The sequence below is a fragment of the Microbacterium aoyamense genome (assembly GCF_023155855.1).
GTDB lineage: Bacteria > Actinomycetota > Actinomycetes > Actinomycetales > Microbacteriaceae > Microbacterium > Microbacterium aoyamense.
The window spans coordinates 175,231-194,295 of the sequence record NZ_JAKNUT010000004.1; the positions used below are offsets into that span (position 1 = coordinate 175,231).

General features: G+C 69.4%; 19 protein-coding genes. 10 read left to right on the top strand and 9 right to left on the bottom strand.

All coding sequences use genetic code 11. From position 1 onward, the window contains the following. The first annotated feature begins 9 nt into the window (after positions 1–9). Complete coding sequence (locus MA876_RS12160) at positions 10–222, top strand: methyltransferase (protein WP_248149323.1); 213 nt, start codon at positions 10–12, stop codon at positions 220–222. A gap of 32 nt (positions 223–254) precedes the next feature. Here MA876_RS12160 and yczE read toward each other — a convergent pair whose 3' ends face one another. Beyond that, positions 255–887, bottom strand: coding sequence for a membrane protein YczE (gene yczE, locus MA876_RS12165; protein ID WP_248149327.1), 633 nt, complete (start codon positions 885–887; stop codon positions 255–257). 61 nt (positions 888–948) lie between these two features. On the opposite strand from yczE, the gene yczR reads away from it, so the two are divergent. Further along, complete coding sequence (gene yczR / locus MA876_RS12170; protein WP_248149332.1) at positions 949–2,373, top strand: MocR-like transcription factor YczR; 1,425 nt, start codon at positions 949–951, stop codon at positions 2,371–2,373. Between the two features lie 4 nt (positions 2,374–2,377). On the opposite strand, the gene MA876_RS12175 is transcribed toward yczR, so the two are convergent. Beyond that, the gene (locus MA876_RS12175) at positions 2,378–2,641 is read right to left on the bottom strand and encodes a hypothetical protein (RefSeq protein ID WP_248149335.1); all 264 of its coding nucleotides are present in this window, start codon (positions 2,639–2,641) and stop codon (positions 2,378–2,380) included. 233 nt (positions 2,642–2,874) lie between these two features. On the opposite strand from MA876_RS12175, the gene MA876_RS12180 reads away from it, so the two are divergent. The 4 genes from MA876_RS12180 to MA876_RS12195 all read left to right on the top strand — a co-directional run bounded on the left by MA876_RS12180 (position 2,875) and on the right by MA876_RS12195 (position 6,232). Further along, entirely contained in the window at positions 2,875–3,381 is a 507-nt protein-coding gene (locus MA876_RS12180; protein WP_248149338.1) for a single-stranded DNA-binding protein, read from the top strand. 45 nt (positions 3,382–3,426) lie between these two features. After that, a complete protein-coding gene (locus MA876_RS12185; protein ID WP_248149341.1) occupies positions 3,427–3,942 on the top strand; it encodes a DUF6993 domain-containing protein in 516 nt (171 codons plus the stop codon). 126 nt (positions 3,943–4,068) lie between these two features. Continuing rightward, the gene (gene ettA / locus MA876_RS12190; RefSeq protein WP_248149344.1) at positions 4,069–5,748 is read left to right on the top strand and encodes an energy-dependent translational throttle protein EttA; all 1,680 of its coding nucleotides are present in this window, start codon (positions 4,069–4,071) and stop codon (positions 5,746–5,748) included. Beyond that, positions 5,741–6,232, top strand: a complete 492-nt coding sequence (locus MA876_RS12195; protein WP_248149347.1) for an acyl-CoA thioesterase — start codon at positions 5,741–5,743, stop codon at positions 6,230–6,232. Before ettA ends, MA876_RS12195 begins: the two co-directional genes overlap by 8 nt. Here MA876_RS12195 and MA876_RS12200 read toward each other — a convergent pair. Then, entirely contained in the window at positions 6,220–7,089 is an 870-nt protein-coding gene (locus MA876_RS12200; RefSeq protein ID WP_248150138.1) for an acyl-CoA thioesterase, read from the bottom strand. The two genes, MA876_RS12195 and MA876_RS12200, sit on opposite strands and share 13 nt — an antisense overlap. A 108-nt stretch (positions 7,090–7,197) precedes the next feature. On the opposite strand from MA876_RS12200, the gene MA876_RS12205 reads away from it, so the two are divergent. Beyond that, entirely contained in the window at positions 7,198–7,869 is a 672-nt protein-coding gene (locus MA876_RS12205) for a DUF8185 domain-containing protein (protein WP_248149350.1), read from the top strand. On the opposite strand, the gene MA876_RS12210 is transcribed toward MA876_RS12205, so the two are convergent. From MA876_RS12210 to MA876_RS12220, 3 genes are read right to left on the bottom strand one after another with little or no spacing between them, the layout of a single operon-like run. Continuing rightward, positions 7,866–9,536 (bottom strand): FAD-binding dehydrogenase, encoded by a 1,671-nt coding sequence (locus MA876_RS12210; protein ID WP_248149353.1) that lies wholly within the window; start codon positions 9,534–9,536, stop codon positions 7,866–7,868. The two genes, MA876_RS12205 and MA876_RS12210, sit on opposite strands and share 4 nt — an antisense overlap. Before the next feature lie 34 nt (positions 9,537–9,570). Continuing rightward, the gene (locus MA876_RS12215; RefSeq protein WP_275562794.1) at positions 9,571–10,026 is read right to left on the bottom strand and encodes a globin; all 456 of its coding nucleotides are present in this window, start codon (positions 10,024–10,026) and stop codon (positions 9,571–9,573) included. Further along, on the bottom strand, positions 10,023–11,111 hold the full coding sequence (locus tag MA876_RS12220; RefSeq protein ID WP_248149364.1) for a mechanosensitive ion channel family protein: 1,089 nt from the start codon (positions 11,109–11,111) through the stop codon (positions 10,023–10,025). The genes MA876_RS12215 and MA876_RS12220 overlap by 4 nt, the downstream gene beginning before the upstream one ends. Positions 11,112–11,191: 80 nt before the next feature. Here MA876_RS12220 and MA876_RS12225 point away from each other — a divergent pair, with 80 nt between their 5' ends. Then, a complete protein-coding gene (locus tag MA876_RS12225; protein WP_248149367.1) occupies positions 11,192–13,066 on the top strand; it encodes an endonuclease/exonuclease/phosphatase family protein in 1,875 nt (624 codons plus the stop codon). 43 nt (positions 13,067–13,109) lie between these two features. Here the strand turns inward: MA876_RS12225 and pepN are convergent, their stop codons facing one another. The 3 genes from pepN to MA876_RS12240 all read right to left on the bottom strand — a co-directional run bounded on the left by pepN (position 13,110) and on the right by MA876_RS12240 (position 17,459). After that, the gene (pepN, locus tag MA876_RS12230) at positions 13,110–15,656 is read right to left on the bottom strand and encodes an aminopeptidase N (protein ID WP_248149370.1); all 2,547 of its coding nucleotides are present in this window, start codon (positions 15,654–15,656) and stop codon (positions 13,110–13,112) included. A gap of 89 nt (positions 15,657–15,745) precedes the next feature. Further along, positions 15,746–17,098, bottom strand: a complete 1,353-nt coding sequence (locus tag MA876_RS12235; protein WP_248149373.1) for a permease prefix domain 1-containing protein — start codon at positions 17,096–17,098, stop codon at positions 15,746–15,748. 1 nt (position 17,099) lies between these two features. After that, on the bottom strand, positions 17,100–17,459 hold the full coding sequence (locus MA876_RS12240; protein ID WP_248149376.1) for a PadR family transcriptional regulator: 360 nt from the start codon (positions 17,457–17,459) through the stop codon (positions 17,100–17,102). 72 nt (positions 17,460–17,531) lie between these two features. On the opposite strand from MA876_RS12240, the gene MA876_RS12245 reads away from it, so the two are divergent. Both MA876_RS12245 and MA876_RS12250 read left to right on the top strand, forming a co-directional pair. Continuing rightward, entirely contained in the window at positions 17,532–18,074 is a 543-nt protein-coding gene (locus tag MA876_RS12245; RefSeq protein ID WP_248149379.1) for a ribose-5-phosphate isomerase, read from the top strand. A gap of 9 nt (positions 18,075–18,083) precedes the next feature. Next, positions 18,084–19,061, top strand: a complete 978-nt coding sequence (locus MA876_RS12250) for an Fpg/Nei family DNA glycosylase (RefSeq protein WP_248149382.1) — start codon at positions 18,084–18,086, stop codon at positions 19,059–19,061. The last annotated feature ends 4 nt before the right edge of the window (positions 19,062–19,065 follow it).

Sequence of the window (19,065 nt, forward strand, 5' to 3'; positions counted from 1 at the left end):
GAGTGCATCATGAGCACGACCGAGACCCACCACGCTCTCTGGGTCGCCTACGGAACGGGCGGCGTCCAGGGCAGCATCCGCAAGGACGAGAACGGCTACACGGTCACGATGGCCGGCGCGGAGGAGTCCGCCGGAACCTATCCGACGATGGAGATCGCGAAGAGCGCTCTCCACGCGCGGATGACTCCCGGGAGCGACTGGCCCCAGTTCCGCGAGCACTGAGCCCGGATCGCGGTCTCGTCGCGGGGCTGTCGTCAGTCCGCGGCGACGCCTTGCGCCGCGCTGCGTGACGTCGACGTTCCGACATTCTTTCCTCGGCGCGTGTCGAGAAGCGGGAGCGCGATGTGGACGAGCGGCCCGATCAGCACGGCGAAGAGCACCGTCCCGATGCCCACCGTGCCGCCCAGGAGCCAGCCGACGAGCAGCACCGACAGCTCGACGCCCGCTCGACAGACCCAGATCGGCCAGCCGAGCTTCGCGTGCAGCCCGGTCATCAGCCCGTCCCGAGGACCGGGGCCGAACCGCGCGCCGATGTAGAGGCCGGACGCGACGGCGACGAGCACGATCCCGCCGAGCAGGGTCGCGAACTGTGCGATCACGCCCTCGACGGGAGGGAACACCGTCAGCACGACCTGCATGCTCGTGCCGACGAGCAGGATGTTGGCGATCGTCCCGACGCCGGGCTTCTGCCGCAGCGGGATCCACAGCAGCAGCACGAGGAACCCGACGATGTTCGTGATCCAGCCGATTCCGATGCCCGTGCGTACCGAGAGGCCCTGGGCGAACACCGTCCACGGATCGACGCCGAGCCCCGCTTCGACCGTCATCGCGCACCCGGCCCCGTAGAGGACGAGACCGACGAGGAGCTGGATGACGCGGCGAGGCATGCAAACATCCAATCGTACTATTGGACTGGGTCATGCAGTCCAATATGGATACAGTGGCCGGATGGACTCCCGGATCTCCGCCCGCGCGCTCTCGATCGCCCTCGGTGGCTGGCGGACGCGCGAACCCGTCTACGAGGCGCTCGCGGACGCCATCCGTCTCCTGTGCCTCGACAACCGCATCGCCCCGCGCACAGCGCTTCCCGCGGAGAGGGAACTCGCGCTCGCTCTCGGGGTCAGTCGCAGCACCGTCGCCGCGGCGTATCGCAGCCTGCGCGACACCGATCACATCGCGAGCACGCGTGGATCGGGGAGTGTCACGCGCCCTCTGCAGCGGCGTGACCCCGGACGCATCGTGCCCACGGAGGGCACGATCGACCTGCAGCAGGCGAGCCCACCCGCCTGGCCTGGACTCGCCGGCATCATGTCGGAGGTCGCGCTCTCGTCGACTGCCCTCGTGTCGCGCGTCGGATACGACGTCCTGGGGCGCAGCGAGCTTCGTGAGGCGATCGCCGCGAGGTATCGCCTGCGCGGCATCCCGACCCGCGCCGACGACATCCTCGTCACGACCGGGGCGCAGAGCGCGATCCATCTGCTCGCCTCGGTGCTCCTGGGTCGGGGTGACCGCGCGCTCATCGAGACGCCGACGTATCCGCATGCGGCCGATGCGCTGCGTCGCGCCGGGGCGCGCCTGGTGGGACTGCCGGTGACGACGAGCGACGGCTGGGATCTCGATCGCGCCGAGCAGGCGTTCGCGCGGACGCTGCCGGTCTTGGCCTACCTGATGCCGGACTTCCAGAATCCGACGGGTCGTTCGATGAGTCCGCAGGAGCGTCGCGTCATCGCGCGCGCGGGGGAGCGGGCCGGCACGGTGCTCGTCCTCGACGAGACCACGGCCGACCTCGACGTCGATCGAGGCGTCGTCGAACCGGGATTCGACGACGCGGATCCCTCGACCATCGTGCGCATCGGCTCGCTCGGCAAGACGGTGTGGGGCGGGCTGCGCGTCGGTTGGATCCGGGCGGATGCCGACCTCATCCGTCGCCTCATGGCCGCGCGTCCGACGCACGACCTGGGCACCCCCGAGTTCGAGCAGGCCGTTGCGGCAGCGCTGTTCGCCCGCTACCCCGAGATCGTCGCGCAGCGTTCGCATCTGCTGCGCGAAGGGCGCGACGTCGTCGCCGCGCACATCGCCGCGGCGTTCCCCGAGTGGACCGTGCCGCCCACGAGCGGCGGAGTGTCGCTGTGGATCGAGCTCGACGCGCCGCTGAGCTCGAGCCTGGTCATGGACGTCCGCTCGCGCGGAGTGCTCCTCTCGGCCGGGCCGCGCTTCTCGGTCGAGGGCGGTCACGACCGACACCTGCGGATTCCGTTCACCGCGCCGCCCGACGACCTGGCGCGGGCGGTCGCGCTGCTGCGGGAGTCCTGGGAGCGCGTGCGGGGCGGCGCGCCGATCGCGCATCTGGAGCGATTCGACGCCGTCGTGTGACGCGTCACCGCGCGTACCGCAGGCAGTCGACCGCATCGTCGGCAGTCCAGAACTCGCCCAGATCGCGGAATCCGCGGATGGATGCGTGGAATCGCCGTGCGCGGTAGCGCATCGCGTCGCCGACGCCGATCGCTTGAAGATGGCCGATGACGCGGCCGTCGCGATCGATCACCCGCCATAGCGACGCGGCGGCGCGCGCAAGGCTCACCGACGAGAGCGGAGAGATGGTCGGAGCGTCGAGCGGCTCCGCCTCCAGAGTCGGAAACATGTCATTCCCCCTTCCACATTCGAAGATAGATACGGGCTCCGACATTCGCCCGCGTGAGCGATGACCCGCCATTCCTCCACATGCAGAGGGCGGTCCCCCGTCGTCCCCAGTTCGCGGTGCGGAAGCGCAGCGCGCTGAGAACGGAATGCATCCTCGTTTCAGGCGGCGGTGACCGACGGGCACCGGATCACCGCCGCCGAGCCGGAGAAAGTCTCCGATCGAAAGGAAGAACGATGAGCGACACCATCACCATCACGGGCAACGTGGCCACGGTCCCCGAGTTCAAACGCTCGGGCGCCGGCCTGCCCATCGCGACCTTCCGCGTCGCGAGCAGCCAGCGCAAGTACGACCGCGGCACCGGCACATGGATGGAGACGGGCACCAACTGGTTCCAGGTCTCGGCGTTCCGCGGTCTGGCCGAACACGCGTTCGAGTCGCTGCGCAAAGGCGACCGGGTCATCGTGAGCGGGCGGCTCCGTGTGCGTCAGTGGGACAACGGCACCAAGCAGGGGACGAGCGTCGACATCGAGGCGGATGCCGTCGGCCACGATCTGCTGTGGGGTACGTCGGTGTTCACGAAGACCGGCGGGGCGCAGCCTGCGTCGTGGCCTACCGACGGCGACCGGGTCGAGAGCGACGGCGTCGAGAGCACAGCGAACCCCGCTGCCGAGTGGCACGTGGCCGCGGCGCCGGATGACGCGCGTGAGCTCGCGCTCGCCACGGCGGACACGCCCTTCTGAGCGTTCCCAGCGGGCGCTCGGGGGCACGCGGCCTAGACTCTGGGCGTGCATCTCCACCCCGAGCGCCCTCGTCCCGCGACACGACGCCCGGGCCTCTCGCTCGCGGCGGCCGCGCTGGCGGCGCTCATCCTCGCCGGGTGCACGGCGCAGCCCGTGCCCAGCCCATCGCCGTCCGTGTCGGACGGTCCGACGACGGCCGCCAGCCCGACGGCGAGCGAAGACCCCGCTCCGACGCTGGATCCCGAGGGGTCGGCCGACGACAATCTGCCCTTCTTCGCCGCTGTCGTGGCCGAGGTCTGGGCGACGCCCGAGCAGAGCCAGGGGCGAGCGTACATCGACGCGCTGACGGCGGCAGGGTTCGACCGGGCCGCGATGCAGGTGACGAACGACGTCTCGACCGTGGGCAACGCCGCCGAAAGCATCCAGTTCTCGGTCCAGTGGGGCGATGAATGCCTCGTGGGTCAGGTCGGCCCCGCGACGGGTGCGCCCGTCGCCGTCGTCGTGCCGGCACTGGAGACGGGCGGATGCCTCATCGGTGCGACGCGACCGATCGACTGGTGACTCGCTCCTCGCCGCCTGATCCTCGGGTGGCGGTTGGTAGGCTGAACACTGACTTCCCGCCCGGTCATCGCGCGCTCTCGCGTGGCCCGGCGGACTGGATCCCCGACTCGAAGGTGGTACACCGCGGTGGCCGAATATATCTACTCGATGGTCCGTGCCCGCAAGGCGGTCGGCGAGAAGCTGATCCTCGACGACGTCACGATGTCGTTCCTGCCCGGAGCCAAGATCGGCATGGTGGGTCCGAACGGTGCGGGCAAGTCGACGATCCTCAAGATCATGGCCGGGCTCGACACGCCCTCCAACGGCGAGGCCAAGCTCTCGCCCGGCTTCAGCGTCGGCATCCTCATGCAGGAGCCCGAGCTCGACGACTCCAAGACCGTGCTCGAGAACATCCAGGACGGCGTGGCGATCAAGCCGAAGCTCGATCGCTTCAACGAGATCTCGGCGCTCATGGCGGATCCCGACGCCGACTTCGATGCACTGCTGGCTGAGATGGGCACGCTGCAGGAAGAGATCGACGCCGCCGACGCGTGGGACCTCGATTCCCAGCTCGAGCAGGCGATGGATGCCCTCCGCACGCCGCCGGCCGACGCCGACGTCACGAACCTCTCGGGCGGTGAGCGTCGCCGCGTGGCGCTGGCGAAGCTGCTCCTGCAGAAGCCCGATCTGCTGCTTCTGGACGAGCCGACGAACCACCTCGACGCCGAGAGCGTGCTGTGGCTCGAGCAGCACCTCCAGGCGTACAAGGGCGCGGTGATCGCCATCACCCACGACCGCTACTTCCTCGACAACGTCGCCGAATGGATCGCCGAGGTGGACCGCGGACACCTCTACCCGTACGAGGGCAACTACTCCACCTACCTCGAGAAGAAGGGGCAGCGGCTCGACGTCCAGGGCAAGAAGGACGCGAAGCTCGCCAAGCGCCTCAAAGAGGAGCTCGAATGGGTGCGCTCCAACGCCAAGGGTCGACAGGTCAAGTCCAAGGCCCGACTCGCCCGGTACGAGGAGATGGCGGCCGAGGCGGAGCGCACGCGCAAGCTCGACTTCGACGAGATCCAGATTCCGGCGGGCCCGCGCCTCGGCAACATCGTGATCGAGGCCAAGAAGCTGCAGAAGGGCTTCGACGGCCGCTCGCTCATCAGCGATCTGAGTTTCACCCTGCCGCCGAACGGCATCGTCGGAGTCATCGGGCCGAACGGTGTCGGAAAGACGACGCTCTTCAAGACCATCGTCGGCCTCGAACCGCTCGACGGCGGCGATCTCAAGGTCGGCGAGACCGTCAAGATCAGCTACGTCGACCAGTCGCGCGCGAACATCGACCCGAACAAGTCGCTGTGGGAGGTGGTGTCCGACGGCCTCGACATCATCACGGTCGGCAAAACCGAGATCCCGTCGCGCGCCTACGTGTCGAAGTTCGGCTTCAAGGGTCCTGACCAGCAGAAGAAGGCGGGAGTGCTGTCGGGCGGTGAGCGCAACCGTCTGAACCTCGCGCTGACGCTGAAGGAGGGTGGCAACCTGCTCCTCCTCGACGAGCCGACCAACGACCTCGACGTCGAGACCCTCTCGTCGCTCGAGAACGCGCTCCTCGACTTCCCGGGCTGCGCCGTCGTCATCACCCACGACCGGTGGTTCCTCGACCGCATCGCGACCCACATCCTCGCCTACGAGGGCACCGACGAGGACCCCGACAAGTGGTACTGGTTCGAGGGCAACTTCGAGGCGTACGAAGAGAACAAGATCGAGCGCCTCGGCCCCGAGGCCGCGAAGCCGCATCGCTCCGCGTACCGCAAGCTCACGCGTGACTGACGGAGCCATCGGGCGCGTCCATATCCCCATCCATCTGCGGTGGGGGGACCTCGACGCGCTCGGGCACGTCAACAACACGTCGATGCTCAAGCTCCTCGAAGAGGCGCGCCTGCGTGCCTTCTGGCGTCCCGAGGACGGCACAGACGGCCCTCCTACGGCTGTGCTCGACATGTCGGTGCTCGAGGGCGGGGGCACACGGGCCACGCTCATCGCACGGCAGCAGATCGAGTACCTTCAGCCCGTGCCCTACGGGCAGCGTCCGCTCGACGTCCAGCTGTGGATCGGCAAGATCGGCGGCTCGAGCATCGAGGTCTGCTACGAGGTGTTCAGTCCGTCAGGCGATGAGCCGCAGACGCTCTACGCGCGGTCATCCGCCGTCGTCGTCCTCGTCGACACCGCGTCGGGGCGACCGACGCGGCTGACTGCGACCGAGCGGAGCGCCTGGGAGCCGATCGTCGGCGAGCCCATCGTCTACCGCGGCTGATCCGCCAGCCGGACTCCGTCCGGCACCCGCACCATGATCTCCTGCGCGACGCTCGCGAGCAGCACGCCGTCGCGCGAATAGATCCGCCCGCTCGACAGGCCCCGACCGCCGCGTGCGCTCGGAGACTCCTGCACGTACAGCATCCATTCGTCGACGCGTCCGGCTCGGTGCCACCACATCGCGTGGTCGAGGCTCGCGACCTTGAGTCCGGGCGTCGCCCACGCCAGACCGTGGGCGCGCAGGATCGACTCCTGGATCGTCAGGTCGCTCAGATAAGCGAGGGCCGCGCGGTGCAGGTCGGGGTCGTCTCCGATGGGGCGCCGCACCTTCATCCACACGGCCTGCCGCGGAGTGGCTTCTTCGTCGGCGGTCAGATAGATCGGCGACGGCACGTGGCGGAGATCTGCGGGGCGATCCAGGAACAGCCGCTTCGTCATGGGGTGCAGGCCCTCGAGCTGCGCCTCGATGTCGGGCAGGTCCTCCGGAGCGGGGACGCCCTCGGGCATGGGCTCCTGGTGATCCAGCCCCGGATCCTCGTCCTGGAACGACGCGATCATCGAGAAGATCGGCACGCCCTCCTGGAAGGCCTGCGTGCGCCGCGTCGAGAACGAGCGTCCGTCGTGGATCCGGTCGACGGCGAACGTGATCCCCTTCGACGCATCGCCCGGGCGCAGGAAGTACCCGTGCATCGAGTGGACCGATCGGTTCTCGGGAAGTGTGCGCGAGGCCGCGACGATCGACTGGGCGAGCACCTGTCCGCCGTAGACGCGGCCGAGCGGCATCCGCTGCGAGACTCCCGTGAAGATGTCCTCGGTCGTGCGGGCGTCCGACCCGGTCAGGTCGAGTACCGCGAGCATCGAGGCGACGGGGTCGGCCTCGGGCTCGGCATCCGTCTCGACGGTCTGAAAGGCGTCGGTCACGTGGTCTCCGTCTCGGCCAGGGGGTCGGTTGGTAGTTTAGAGCGGATGCCTCAGCGACTTCTCTTCGCGGATGCCCACGCGGCGGCCGACGCTCTCACCTTCGCCCGCCGGACCGCCCCGCTCGGAGACGGTGCCGTGCGTCTGCGCGCGACGCGCGGCGTCCTCGTCATGACGAGCGCACCCCTCGCGCCCCGCGGTCTGTTCGACTCGACTCCCACGGTGCTGGCGGTCCGCGTGCTCGCGGTCGATCCCGAGCTCGAGTGCGACATCGTCGTCGAGGCGTCGGCGCTCACGACGGCGATGGATGATGCGAGAGCGGTCGAGCTCCCCGAGACGGGACTCTCGCCCGCGTGGGCAGGCGTCTCCCCACCGCAGGGCGGATGGATGCCGGGACCCGGCATCCCGGCGTCCACCCTCGCGAGCCGTGCGCAGTGGGGGATCGCGGACGTCGCCCAGACGGTTCCCACGGACGCCGGCGAGGACGCCGTGCGCGTCGTCCGCGCCGCCGTGTGGGGCGCTCAGGACGACGACCTGAACGGTCTGCCGCTCGGCGTCGCGTTCGCCGCGTTCGCGCTCGGGTTCATCGCAGGGGAGGAGGATGCCGCGGTCCGCACCGCCGGGGTCTGGACCCGCGTCACCCTCGCGCGGGGTCATGTCATCGTCCGGGGGCCCGCGCGCATGGGCCTCACCGAGGTGCGGGCGACCGGCGCGAGCTAGACGTCGGCCGCCATCGCGCGGCCGGCCGTACGGCCCGAGAACAGGCATCCGCCGACGAACGTGCCCTCCAGCGCGCGGTACCCGTGCACGCCGCCGCCGCCGAAGCCGCTCGCTTCGCCGGCCGCGTACAGGCCGGGGATGACCGTGCCGTCGGCGGCGAGCGCGCGGCCGGACAGATCGGTCTCGATGCCGCCCAGCGACTTGCGCGTGAGGATGTGCAGCTTCACGGCGATGAGCGGGCCGTTCGCTGGGTCGAGGATGCGATGCGGCTTCGCCGTGCGGATCAGCCGGTCGCCCCGGTACGCACGTGCAGAGCGCAGCATCGCGATCTGGGAGTCCTTCGTGAAGTCGTTGTCGATCTCGCGGTCGCGCGCCTCGACCTCGTAGCGCACGCGTTCGGCATCGAGCGCATCCCCGTCCGGTAGCGCCTTCATCCCGGCGATGAGCTCGTCGAGGGTGTCGCGCACGACGAAGTCCGCGCCCTTGTCCATGAACGCCTGGACGGGACCCGACGCACCTTTGCCCAGGCGCGACTGCGCGAGGAGCTTGACGTCCTTCCCCGTGAGGTCGGGGTTCTGCTCGCTGCCCGAGAGGGTGAACTCCTTCTCGATGATCTTCTGCGACAGGACGAACCACGAGTGGTCGTGCCCCGTCGTGCGCAGATGCGCGAGAGTGCCGAGCGTGTCGAAGCCGGGGAACAGCGGCACAGGCAGACGGCGGCCCGTGGCATCCAGCCACACCGACGATGGCCCGGGGAGGATCCGGATGCCGTGGTCCGGCCAGATGGGATCCCAATTGCCGATGCCCTCGACGTAGTGCCACATGCGATCGCCGTTGATGAGGTGGGCTCCGGCGTCGGCGCTCACGTCGAGCATCGAGCCGTCGACGTACGCCGGGACGCCCGTGATCATCGATTTCGGGGCTTTGCCGAGGCGCTTCGGCCAGTTCTTGCGCACGAGGGCGTGGTTGCCGCCGATCCCGCCGGACGACACGAGAGTCGCTCCGGCCCGGATCTCGAACGCCCCGACCACTTCGCGCGAGGACGCATAGCCGCGACCGGCGCCGGAGGGCGCGAGGACGTCGCCCGACGCGCCCGTGACGGCCCCGCCGGACACCGTGAGGGCTGTGACGCGGTGGCGGGGCAGGATCGTCAGGCGACCGGATGCCTCGCCCGCCTCGACCTCGGCCTGGAACGGCGCGACGATGCCGGGGCCGGTGCCCCACGTGATGTGGAAGCGGGGCACGGAGTTGCCGGGACCGGTCGCGGTGTATCCGCCGCGTTCGGCCCAGCCGACGATGGGGAAGAAGCCGACGCCCTTCTCCCGCAGCCACGCGCGCTTCTCCTGATGGGCGAACTGCAGGTACGCCTCGGCCCAGCGGCGCGGCCAGGCATCCTCTTCGCGGTCGAAGCCGGCATTGCCGAACCAGTCCTGTCGCGCGAGCTCGAGCGAGTCGGTGATGCCCATCCGCCGCTGCTCGGGAGAGTCGACGAAGAACAGCCCGCCGAACGACCACCACGCCTGGCCGCCGAGGTTCGAGCGGGGCTCCTGATCGACGATCACGACATGCTTGCCGGCGGCGACCGCTTCGCTCGCAGCGACGAGCCCCGCGAGGCCCCAGCCGATGACGAGCAGGTCGGTGGTGCGGGTCGTGGGGGATGCGGGCATGCGGTTCGACTCCTTCGTCGCGGGTGGGGGGATGTCAGGTGGAAGGATGCAGGGGGAGCGAGCCGCCGTCGCGACCTGACGAGGTCGGTCCTATGCCGGTCGGCTCGAAGGTGTTCACCATCGCGTGCGCGGCGCGAAGAAGATAGTCCCACAGCGTCGCCTCGTGCAGGGGCGGCAGCTCGAGTTCGTCCACCGCGACCCTCATGTGCGCGAGCCAGCGGTCACGGGCGTCGGGGTTGACGTGGAAGGGCGCGTGCCGCATCCGCAGCCGCGGATGACCCCGCGTCTCGCTGTACGTCGTCGGCCCGCCCCAGTACTGCTCGAGGAAGAGGGTCAGGCGCTCCTTGGCGGGGCCGAGATCCTCTTCCGGGTACATCGGCTTCAGCACCTCGTCCTCGGCGACGCCGCGGTAGAACGCGTCGACGAGGCGCACGAACGTGTCGTGACCGCCGATCTCTTCGTAGAAGCTCAGAGGCACAGCATCCGTCATGACTCGATCCCCGGGTCCGCGGGCGGCGTATGCGGCTTCTTCGCGGCGCCCTTCTTGGGCTTCCACACGGGGTTCGCGTCGGCGATGGGCTGCGGCTTCGTCTTGGGCGGGTTCGCGCCGCGGACGCGCCCCGCGCCCTCGAGGCCCGACAGCATGATCGAGTTCATGGCGGGGAGCGTGATGCCGTGCTCGTCCATCGCGTGCTTGAGTCGCATCCTCAGCTCGCGCGCGACGTCGTCCTTCGCATTGGCGCGCGTCTTCATGACGAGACGGATGACGAGGGCATCGCCCGACACGGACTCGAGCCCCCAGACCTCGGGTGTCTCGAGGATGCGCGAGCGCCACTTCGGCTCCTTCGCGATCGACTTCGCCGCTCCCAGCATGAGCGTCTCGACCTCGTCGATGTCGGCGTCGGTGGGGACGGCGAGGTCGACGATGACGCGCGACCAACCCTGCGACATGTTGCCGATGCGCGTGATCTCGCCGTTTCGGACGTACCAGAGTGTGCCGTTGACGTCGCGCACGTGCGTGATGCGGACGCTGACGTACTCGACGATGCCCGTCGCGAGCCCCAGATCGACGACGTCTCCGATGCCGACCTGGTCTTCCGCGACGATGAAGATGCCGTTGAGCACATCCTTCACGATGTTCTGCGCGCCGAAACCGAGGCCCGCGCCGACGGCGGCCGTCAGTAGCGTCAGCGACGCCAGGGCGTTCGGCGCGAGCACGTTGATGATCAGCAGCAGCGACACGATGACGATCGAGACGTTGACGATGTTCTGCAGGATCGAGCCGAGCGTGCGGGTGCGCTGGACGAGGCGGACGGATGCCAGGGGCGAGCGATCGAGCGCCTGCGTGTCATCCACGTTCGCCTTGTTCTTGGCGCCGTTGACGATCCTCCGCACGACGCGGCGGATGACGAGCTTGAGGATCCAGCCGAGCAGGACGGCGAAGACGACGATGGCCAGGACCCGAAGCAGGTTCCATCCGGAGGCGACGAAGAAGGCACCGATGGCCTCCCAGAATGCGGCGTCGGTGATCGTCGGTTCGGGCGGGGTGCCGGTGTCAGCGAAGATCCAGTTCATCGGCTCGATCCTAACGACCGAGCCCGGACAACTCCTGACTGCTCCTCGACCACGGTTCGTGGTCGCGCCAGACTGAGCGCATGCAGCTGCGTTCGCTCTCGGCGCTCGGTGTCGTCGCCGTCTGGCTCCTGACCGACTTCTGGCGGCTGTGGACGCCGTCCCTCATCACGATCTTCGGCCGCGCGGCCGAGACGCCGCCCGAGCTCATGGGGCTGTATGCCCTCGGGGTCATGGCTGCGCCGCTCATCCTTCTCGCACTCATTCCCCGCAGCGCTCCACGCCTCGCGGCGTGGCTGCTCGTCGCGGCCCTCGCCGTGCGGATCCTCCTGCAGATGAACCCGGACGGCGGGGCGGTGCAGCTGTACGGCAGTTCGCTCGGCGTCGCGCTGTCGGTCGCCGCGCTGTGCCTGGCCACAGCGGCGCTCGGGCGGGCGCTCGTGCCGAGCGTCGTGCTGGGCGTCGCGGTCGCGACGACGACGCATGCCGCGCTCGGCACGTTCGGCGCCGTGTGGCGGATGGATGCCTGGGCCGTCGCCCTCCTCGTCGCGCAGGCGCTGCTCGTCGCCCTGGCCGTGCGAGAGGCGACGTGGGTGCGATCCGAATCGGTCGCTCCGCGGACGGCGATGCTCCTGCTCCCGGCGATGCTCCTGCTGCAGCTCGCTCTCGTGAACGTGGGCCGCGGATCGGCGATCGACGCGTTCTGGGGTCCGCTCGCCGTCGTGGCGGGGGCCTGGGCAGCCGTCGCGGCATCCCTGTTCGCCTCGCCGCGACGGAGGCCGTGGATCTCTGGGGTCCTGCTCGTGGCCGCCGTCACCGTCAGCATGCTCCCGGAGGTGACCCGCGGCGGCGCGGAAGGCGTGCTCAGCGGTCTCGCCGTCCTCGGCTTCCTCGCGGGGCCGGCAGCCCTCGCCCGTCTGCTGCTGTTCGCCGCTCCCGGCCGCTCACCCCGCCGGACGGCACTCGCCGCCGGCGTCGGCGCCGTCGTATGGACGGCGGTGTTCTTCGTCTTCTACGCCGGCTACGACCTCGGCTATCGCGCCGACGTCGCGATCGTGCTGCTCGCCATCGCCGTCGCGGGCTGGACGGTCGCCTACCGCGCCGGCGGGCCCGTCACCGATGCCGACGTCGTCGCATCGGTCGTCCGCGTCGACGAGTCGGGTGCGCGGGATGTCGGAGCGTCGGTCATCGCGGGTGTCGCGGCTCTCGTGCTGACCGCCGTCGCCCCCGCCGCGACCATCCCGACGCGTGCGGTGGCTGCCGGCGATGACCTGACGGTCGCGGCGTACAACCTGCGCATGGGCTACGACATCGACGGCGTGTTCGACCCCATCGGGGTCGCCGAGCAGCTGCGCCGCAGCGATGCCCGCGTCATCCTGGTCAGCGAGATCGACCGAGGGTGGCTGCTCAACGGCGGGCAGGACCAGCTCGCCATCCTGGCGCGGATGCTCGGCATGCGGGCGGTGTTCGGCCCCGCCGCGGATCAGGTCTGGGGCGACGCGATCCTCACCGATCTGCACGTGAGCGATGTGCACACGGAGCGCTTCCCGATGTTCGACGCCGTCACGGGGGCGGGCATGACGATGGCGACGGTCACCTGGAACGGGACTCCCGTCCGGGTGATCTCGACGCATCTGCAACCTGACTCGGGCGGCGAGGACCGCACCCTCCGCCAGGCCGAGATCTTCGCCGATCGGATGGCGGCGGCCGCCGCCGAAGGCCCCCTCATCGCGGGTGGAGACCTGAACACCGAGCCCGGCACACCGGCGTGGGATGCGATGGTCAGCGCCGGAGTCGAGGACGCGCTCGCGGGGATCCGGCCCGCCCTGACCTCTTCGGCCGACGATCCCGACAGCGAGATCGATCATCTCTTCGTCGCGCGCCTCGATGTGGCCGCGGCATCCGTCGTCGTCTCGCAGCTCTCGGACCACTTCATGATCACCACGACGGTGGAATGACGAACGGCCCGCCTCGCGAGGAGACGGGCCGTTCGATCCGCGGCTACTGCGCGTCGCGCTCCTGCACGGCGAGCGCACGCTCGACGCCCGCGAGGTTCTCGTTGACGAGACGGCGCAGGGCCGGAGCGGCATCCGCGTTCGCGGCGAGCCACGCGCGGGTCGCGTCGCGCAGCTCGACGTTCGCGAGTGCGGCGGGATACAGGCCCACGATCAGGTACTGCCCGATCTGGTACGAGCGCGAGTTCCAGATCGGGAGCAGCATGTCGAAGTACGGCGCCACGAACTCGCCGAGCACCGAGACGCCCGCCGGATGGGTGAAGCCGAGAGCGGCGGCGCGCACGATCGTGTTGGGCGCGTCATCCTTCTCGATGAGGGAAGCCCACGCGACCTGGCGAGCTGCGACGTTGGGCAGGGCCGCCTTGGCTTGAGCTGCGAACTCGCCGCCCTTGGCGGTGTTGTCGGCGGCGAGGGCTGCGTCGATGTCGGAGGCCTCGACGACCCCACCGGCGGCGAGCGAGACGAGCAGCGCCCATGAGAGGTCGGTGTCGATCTCGAGACCGTCGAGCGAGACCTCGCCGTCACGGAGAGCCTTCACCGTCTGCCACTGGGACGGGGTCGAAGCCGCCGAAGCGAATGCGGTGACGAACTGCAGCTGGTTGTCGCTGCCGGCCTCCGCGTCCTGGGCGAGAGCCCACAGGCCGTCGGCGACCTTCTCGCGGGCTGCCGCGCGCGTGGCGGGCGCGACGTACGAGTTCGCCGCCAGCTGCAGCTGCGCGAGGGTCGTGCGCACCGTCGTCGACTCGGTCTCGCTCGCGATGTTGCGCAGCACCAGGTCGAGGTAGTCGGTGGCGGATGCCTCGGCATCGCGCGTCTGGTCCCACGCCGCACCCCACACGAGCGAGCGGGCGAGAGGGTCGCTGATCTTCGCGAGGTGGTCGATCGCGGTCTGCAGCGAGCGCTCGTCGAGGCGGATCTTCGCGTACGCGAGATCCTCGTCGTTGAGGAGGACCAGGTCGGGCCGCGCAATGCCCTTGAGCTCGGGCACCTCGGTGAGGTCGCCGTCGACATCGAGTTCGACGTGGTGCACACGCACGAGCGCGTCGCCCTGAAGGCTGTAGAAGCCGACGCCGAGGCGGTGCGGGCGGATCGTCGGGTAGTCGGCGGGAGCCGTCTGCACGATCGCGAAGCGCGTGATGAGACCGTCGTGGTCGGTCGTGATCTCGGGCGACAGCGTGTTGACGCCGGCCGTGTCGAGCCACTTCTTCGACCACGTCGACAGGTCGCGGCCGCTCGTGGCCTCGAGCTCGGCGAGCAGGTCGGCTGCCTCGGCGTTGGCCCACTGGTGCTTCTGGAAGTACGCCGCGACACCCGCGAAGAACTCCTCGATGCCGACCCACGCAGCGAGCTGCTTGAGAACCGAGCCGCCCTTGGCGTACGTGATGCCGTCGAAGTTCACCTGCACGTCTTCGAGGTCGTTGATCTCGGCGACGACGGGGTGCGTCGAGGGCAGCTGGTCCTGGCGATACGCCCAGGTCTTCTCCATGGCGTTGAACGTGGTCCACGCCTCTGTCCACTCGGTCGCCTCGGCCGTCGCGATCGTCGATGCCCACTCGGCGAACGACTCGTTGAGCCAGAGGTCGTTCCACCACTTCATCGTGACGAGGTCGCCGAACCACATGTGCGCGAGCTCGTGCAGGATCGTGACGACGCGGCGCTCCTTGACGGCATCCGTCACCTTCGACCGGAAGACGTACGTCTCGGCGAACGTGACGGCGCCCGCGTTCTCCATCGCGCCCGCGTTGAACTCGGGGACGAAGAGCTGGTCGTACTTCGCGAACGGGTACGGGAAGCCGAACTTCTCCTCGAAGTACGCGAAGCCCTGCCGGGTCTTGTCGAAGATGTAGTCCGCGTCGAGGTGCTGCCAGAGGCTCTTGCGACCGTAGACGCCGAGGGGGATGACGCGACCCGACGAGCTCGTGAGCTCCGACGTCGTGACCTCGTACGGCCCTGCGATGAGCGCGGTGATGTACGACGAGATGCGCGGAGTGGGCTCGAACGTCCACGTCGCGACGCCGTCGCCGGCCGCGGCGGGCTCGGGGCTGGGGGAGTTCGAGACGACCTTCCACGCTGCCGGCGCCGTGACCGTGAACTGGAACGTCGCCTTGAGGTCGGGCTGCTCGAACACCGCGAACACGCGGCGGGAGTCGGGCACCTCGAACTGGCTGTAGAGGTAGACCTCGCCGTCGACGGGGTCGACGAAGCGGTGCAGACCCTCGCCCGTGTTCGTGTAGAGCGTGTCGGCGTCGACGACGAGCTCGTTCTCGGCCTCGAGGCCGTCGAGCGCGATGCGCGAGTCGGCGAAAGCCGTCGTGGGGTCGATCGTGCGGCCGTTGAGCGTGATCTCGCGCACGTCGCGGGCGATCAGGTCGATGAAGGTCGACGCGCCAGGTGTCGCGGTGAAGCGCACGACGGTGCGCGAGCCGAAGACCTCGGCGCCCTTCGTGAGGTCGAGGGCGATCTCGTACGACTGCGTGTCGACGATCGCGCGGCGCTCCTGCGCCTCGATTCGGGTGAGGTTCTCTCCAGGCACAGCGTGCTCCCATGGGGTGATGGCGGGCGGGATGCCGCGGATGGCGCTGCTGGCGCCGACGACAACCCTCCTACCTTACCCGCGCCGGTTCAGGCGTATCCGAAGAGCGGCGGGAACACGATGACCACTGCGAGGCACCACGCGAGGTAGACCGGCACGTAGGCCGTCTGCCACCGCTCGAGCGTCGCGAACGGCGTGCGCCCGATCACGAAGCGCACCTGCAACCACAGCGCCACGACGAGATTGACGAGGAGGATCAGGTTGAGGCCCAGCGAGGCCGCTTTGTTCGCCGTGACGCCGAAAGCGCCGATGCGGGTGAGCATCGCGATCAGCACGATGAGGTCGACGGCGATCGCACTCGCGAGCAGGAGTACCTGCAGGCGATCGAACCACCCCGGCTTCGCGAGCGGATCCCGTGCCGAGAGGGAGTACAGCAGCAGGCCGAGGACGACGAGGAGCGTGAGGTCGAACAGGATCAGGAGGTTGCGATCCACCGTGTCGAGCCCGCCCTGCAGCAGACCGACCACGATCAGCGCGAGGAGCAGTGCCGTGAAGAGCGGCGTGAAGGCCTTCGTGAGCACCGGAGCGATGTTCTCGATGACGGACTGCTTCGTCTCGACGAGCCATGCGGCGAGGATCGTCGCGCCCGCCGCCCCGCACGGCAGCACCCAGTCCTGCACGAACGGCAGCACGTCGACCTGGATGGCGGAGAACAAGCCGAGGGTCAGCGCGACCAGCACGCCTCCACCCAGCGCGACGAGGGCGAAATACACGACCCACTCACCGGTGAAGCGGATGAAATCCATTCGGCGCGGGATGCTGCGCCAATCGCCGGCGACGAAGACGATCGCCGTCAGCAGCCAGAGGGCTACCGGAGCGTGCAGGACCGCGAGCATGTAGGTCATGCCATCTGGATCCAGCGGGTACAGGTCGAGCGCTCCGGCGACCGCGAGGAAGCCGGCCGCGGTCGCGCCGATCGCGAGCAGCGGCGCGCGACGGATGACCGCGAAGTACGCCCCGAGCACGGCCAGCACGAGGAGCACGCCGTTCGCGAAGCCGAGAGCGCTGCCTCCGAACATCTGAGGTTCGCCCGCGCCCGCGACCAGGGGCGGGATCTTGACGACCACGGCGGCCACGAGCGCGAAGCCGACCGCCGTCCACACCGACGCGGTCGAAGCCGTCGGCGATGGTGTCAGCTGCTTCCACAGCCGTTCGCTGTGCTCTGCCGCGTACTCGCTCGTGAGGCGGTCGACGTGTCCGAGGCGCTTGATCGCGATGAGGAACGCCTCGTCCGGCGAGAGGCCGGACGCTTCGAGTTCGTCGATGCGGTCGCGCAGGTGGGACTCGAGCTCATCGGCGTCGCTCTGCGAGATCGCCGGCCGCGCCGAGACGGCGGCACGCCACTGCGCGATCGCGGGCTCGAGATCGAAGTCCGCAGGCATGTCAGGCCATCCCCATGACAGGGGCCGGGCCTCCGCTGGCCGGCCACACACGCGAGAGCGCATCGTGCACGGCGGCCCACTGCACGTGCTGCTCCTCGAGCGTCTTGTGCCCCGAGCGGCTCAGCCGATAGACCTTGCGCGGCCTGCCCGCGTCGGATCGCGACCAGTCCGCGTCGACGTAGCCGAGCCGCTCCAGGCGATGAAGGAGGGGATACAGCATCCCGTCGCTCCACTCGAGACGACCGTCGGAAAGGTCCTTGACGCGCTGCAGGATCGCGTATCCGTACGACTCGCCCTCTGCGAGGATGCCGAGCACGAGCGGTGTGGCTGCCGCGGCCACGAGGTCTTTGCCGATGCGCACGATCGCTCCTATACCTAGAGGTGCATGGTACCTAGAACTGCAAGGTATCACGGCGTCCCTAGGATGAGAAGCATGCGCATCCACATCGCGACCGATCACGCGGGCCTCGACTTCTCGACGCAGCTGCAGCATCACCTGGCGAACCAGGGTCACGACGTCGTCGACCACGGTCCGCTCGAGTACGAGCCGCTCGACGACTACCCGGCCTTCTGCATCCGCGCAGCTCAGGCTGTCGTCCGCGACCAGGCCGACGGCATCGAGACGCTCGGCGTCGTCTTCGGCGGCTCGGGCAACGGCGAGCAGATCTCGGCCAACAAGGTCGAGGGCGTGCGCGCGGCGCTCGTGTGGAGCATCGCGACCGCCGAACTCGCGCGCGAGCACAACGACGCGAACGTCATCGCGATCGGCGCCCGCCAGCACACGTTCGACGAGGCGGCGTCGTTCATCGACCGCTTCATCGCGACGCCGTTCTCGAACGAGGAGCGTCACGTGCGCCGCATCGGCCAGATCGCCGCCTACGAGCGCGACGGTGCGCTCGAGCCCGACCCGCGCGCGCGGCCCGGGTGGCCCGTCGGTGGCGAGTCGGCCGACGACTTCGACCCCGAAGCGGGCTGACGCTCCTCCATGCCCGAGGGTCATTCCGTCCACCGCATCGCGCGGCAGTTCGATCGCAACATCGTCGGCCACGCCGTGCACGCGTCGAGTCCGCAAGGTCGCTTCGCCGAGGGGGCGAGCGTGATCGACGGCCGCACCGCGACATCCGTCCGCGCTGTCGGCAAGCAGATGTTCCTCGAGTTCGACGGGGACCTCTGGCTGCGCGTGCACCTGGGCATGTACGGCGCGTGGGACTTCGCCGGCGAGATCCAGGCCGATCCGACGATCGCAGCCGCCAACGGGCGAATGGGGCAGACCAACCAGCGCGGCACGGTGTTCGACGACGCCGGAGAGAACTCGCTCACGTCGATCGGCGCACCGCGCCGCACCCGGGTGCGGATGTCGGAGCAGACGACGGGACTGCCGGAGCAGGATGCCCAGTGGCCGCCACCCGTCGTCGGACAAGTCCGGTTGCGCCTGCTCACCGAGGTCACGTGCGCCGATCTTCGAGGCCCCACGGCCTGCGAGCTCCAGACGCCTGACGAGGTCGCGGCGACCATCGCGAAGCTCGGTCCCGACCCCCTCGTCGACGACGTCGCTGCGGGGGAGCAGCGCGTCGTCGAGGTCATCGCCCGCAAGCCGACGGCGATCGGCCAGCTGCTGATGGATCAGGGGGTCGTGAGCGGCATCGGCAACGTCTACCGTGCCGAGCTGCTGTTCCGCGCGCGTCAGAACCCGCACACGCCCGGCAGAGACGTGCCGTCGGACGTCGTGCGCGGCATCTGGCGCGACTGGGTGCGGCTGCTCCAGATCGGCGTCGAGACCGGGCAGATGATGACGATGGACGATCTCTCGCCCGACGGGTGGCGAGCCGCGATGGCGAGCCGCGACGACCGGCACTGGGTCTATCACCGCGCAGGGCTCCCGTGCCGCGTGTGCGGCACGACGATCCTCGTCGAGGAGATGGCGACGAGGAAGCTGTACTGGTGCCCGAACTGCCAATCGTAGGCTG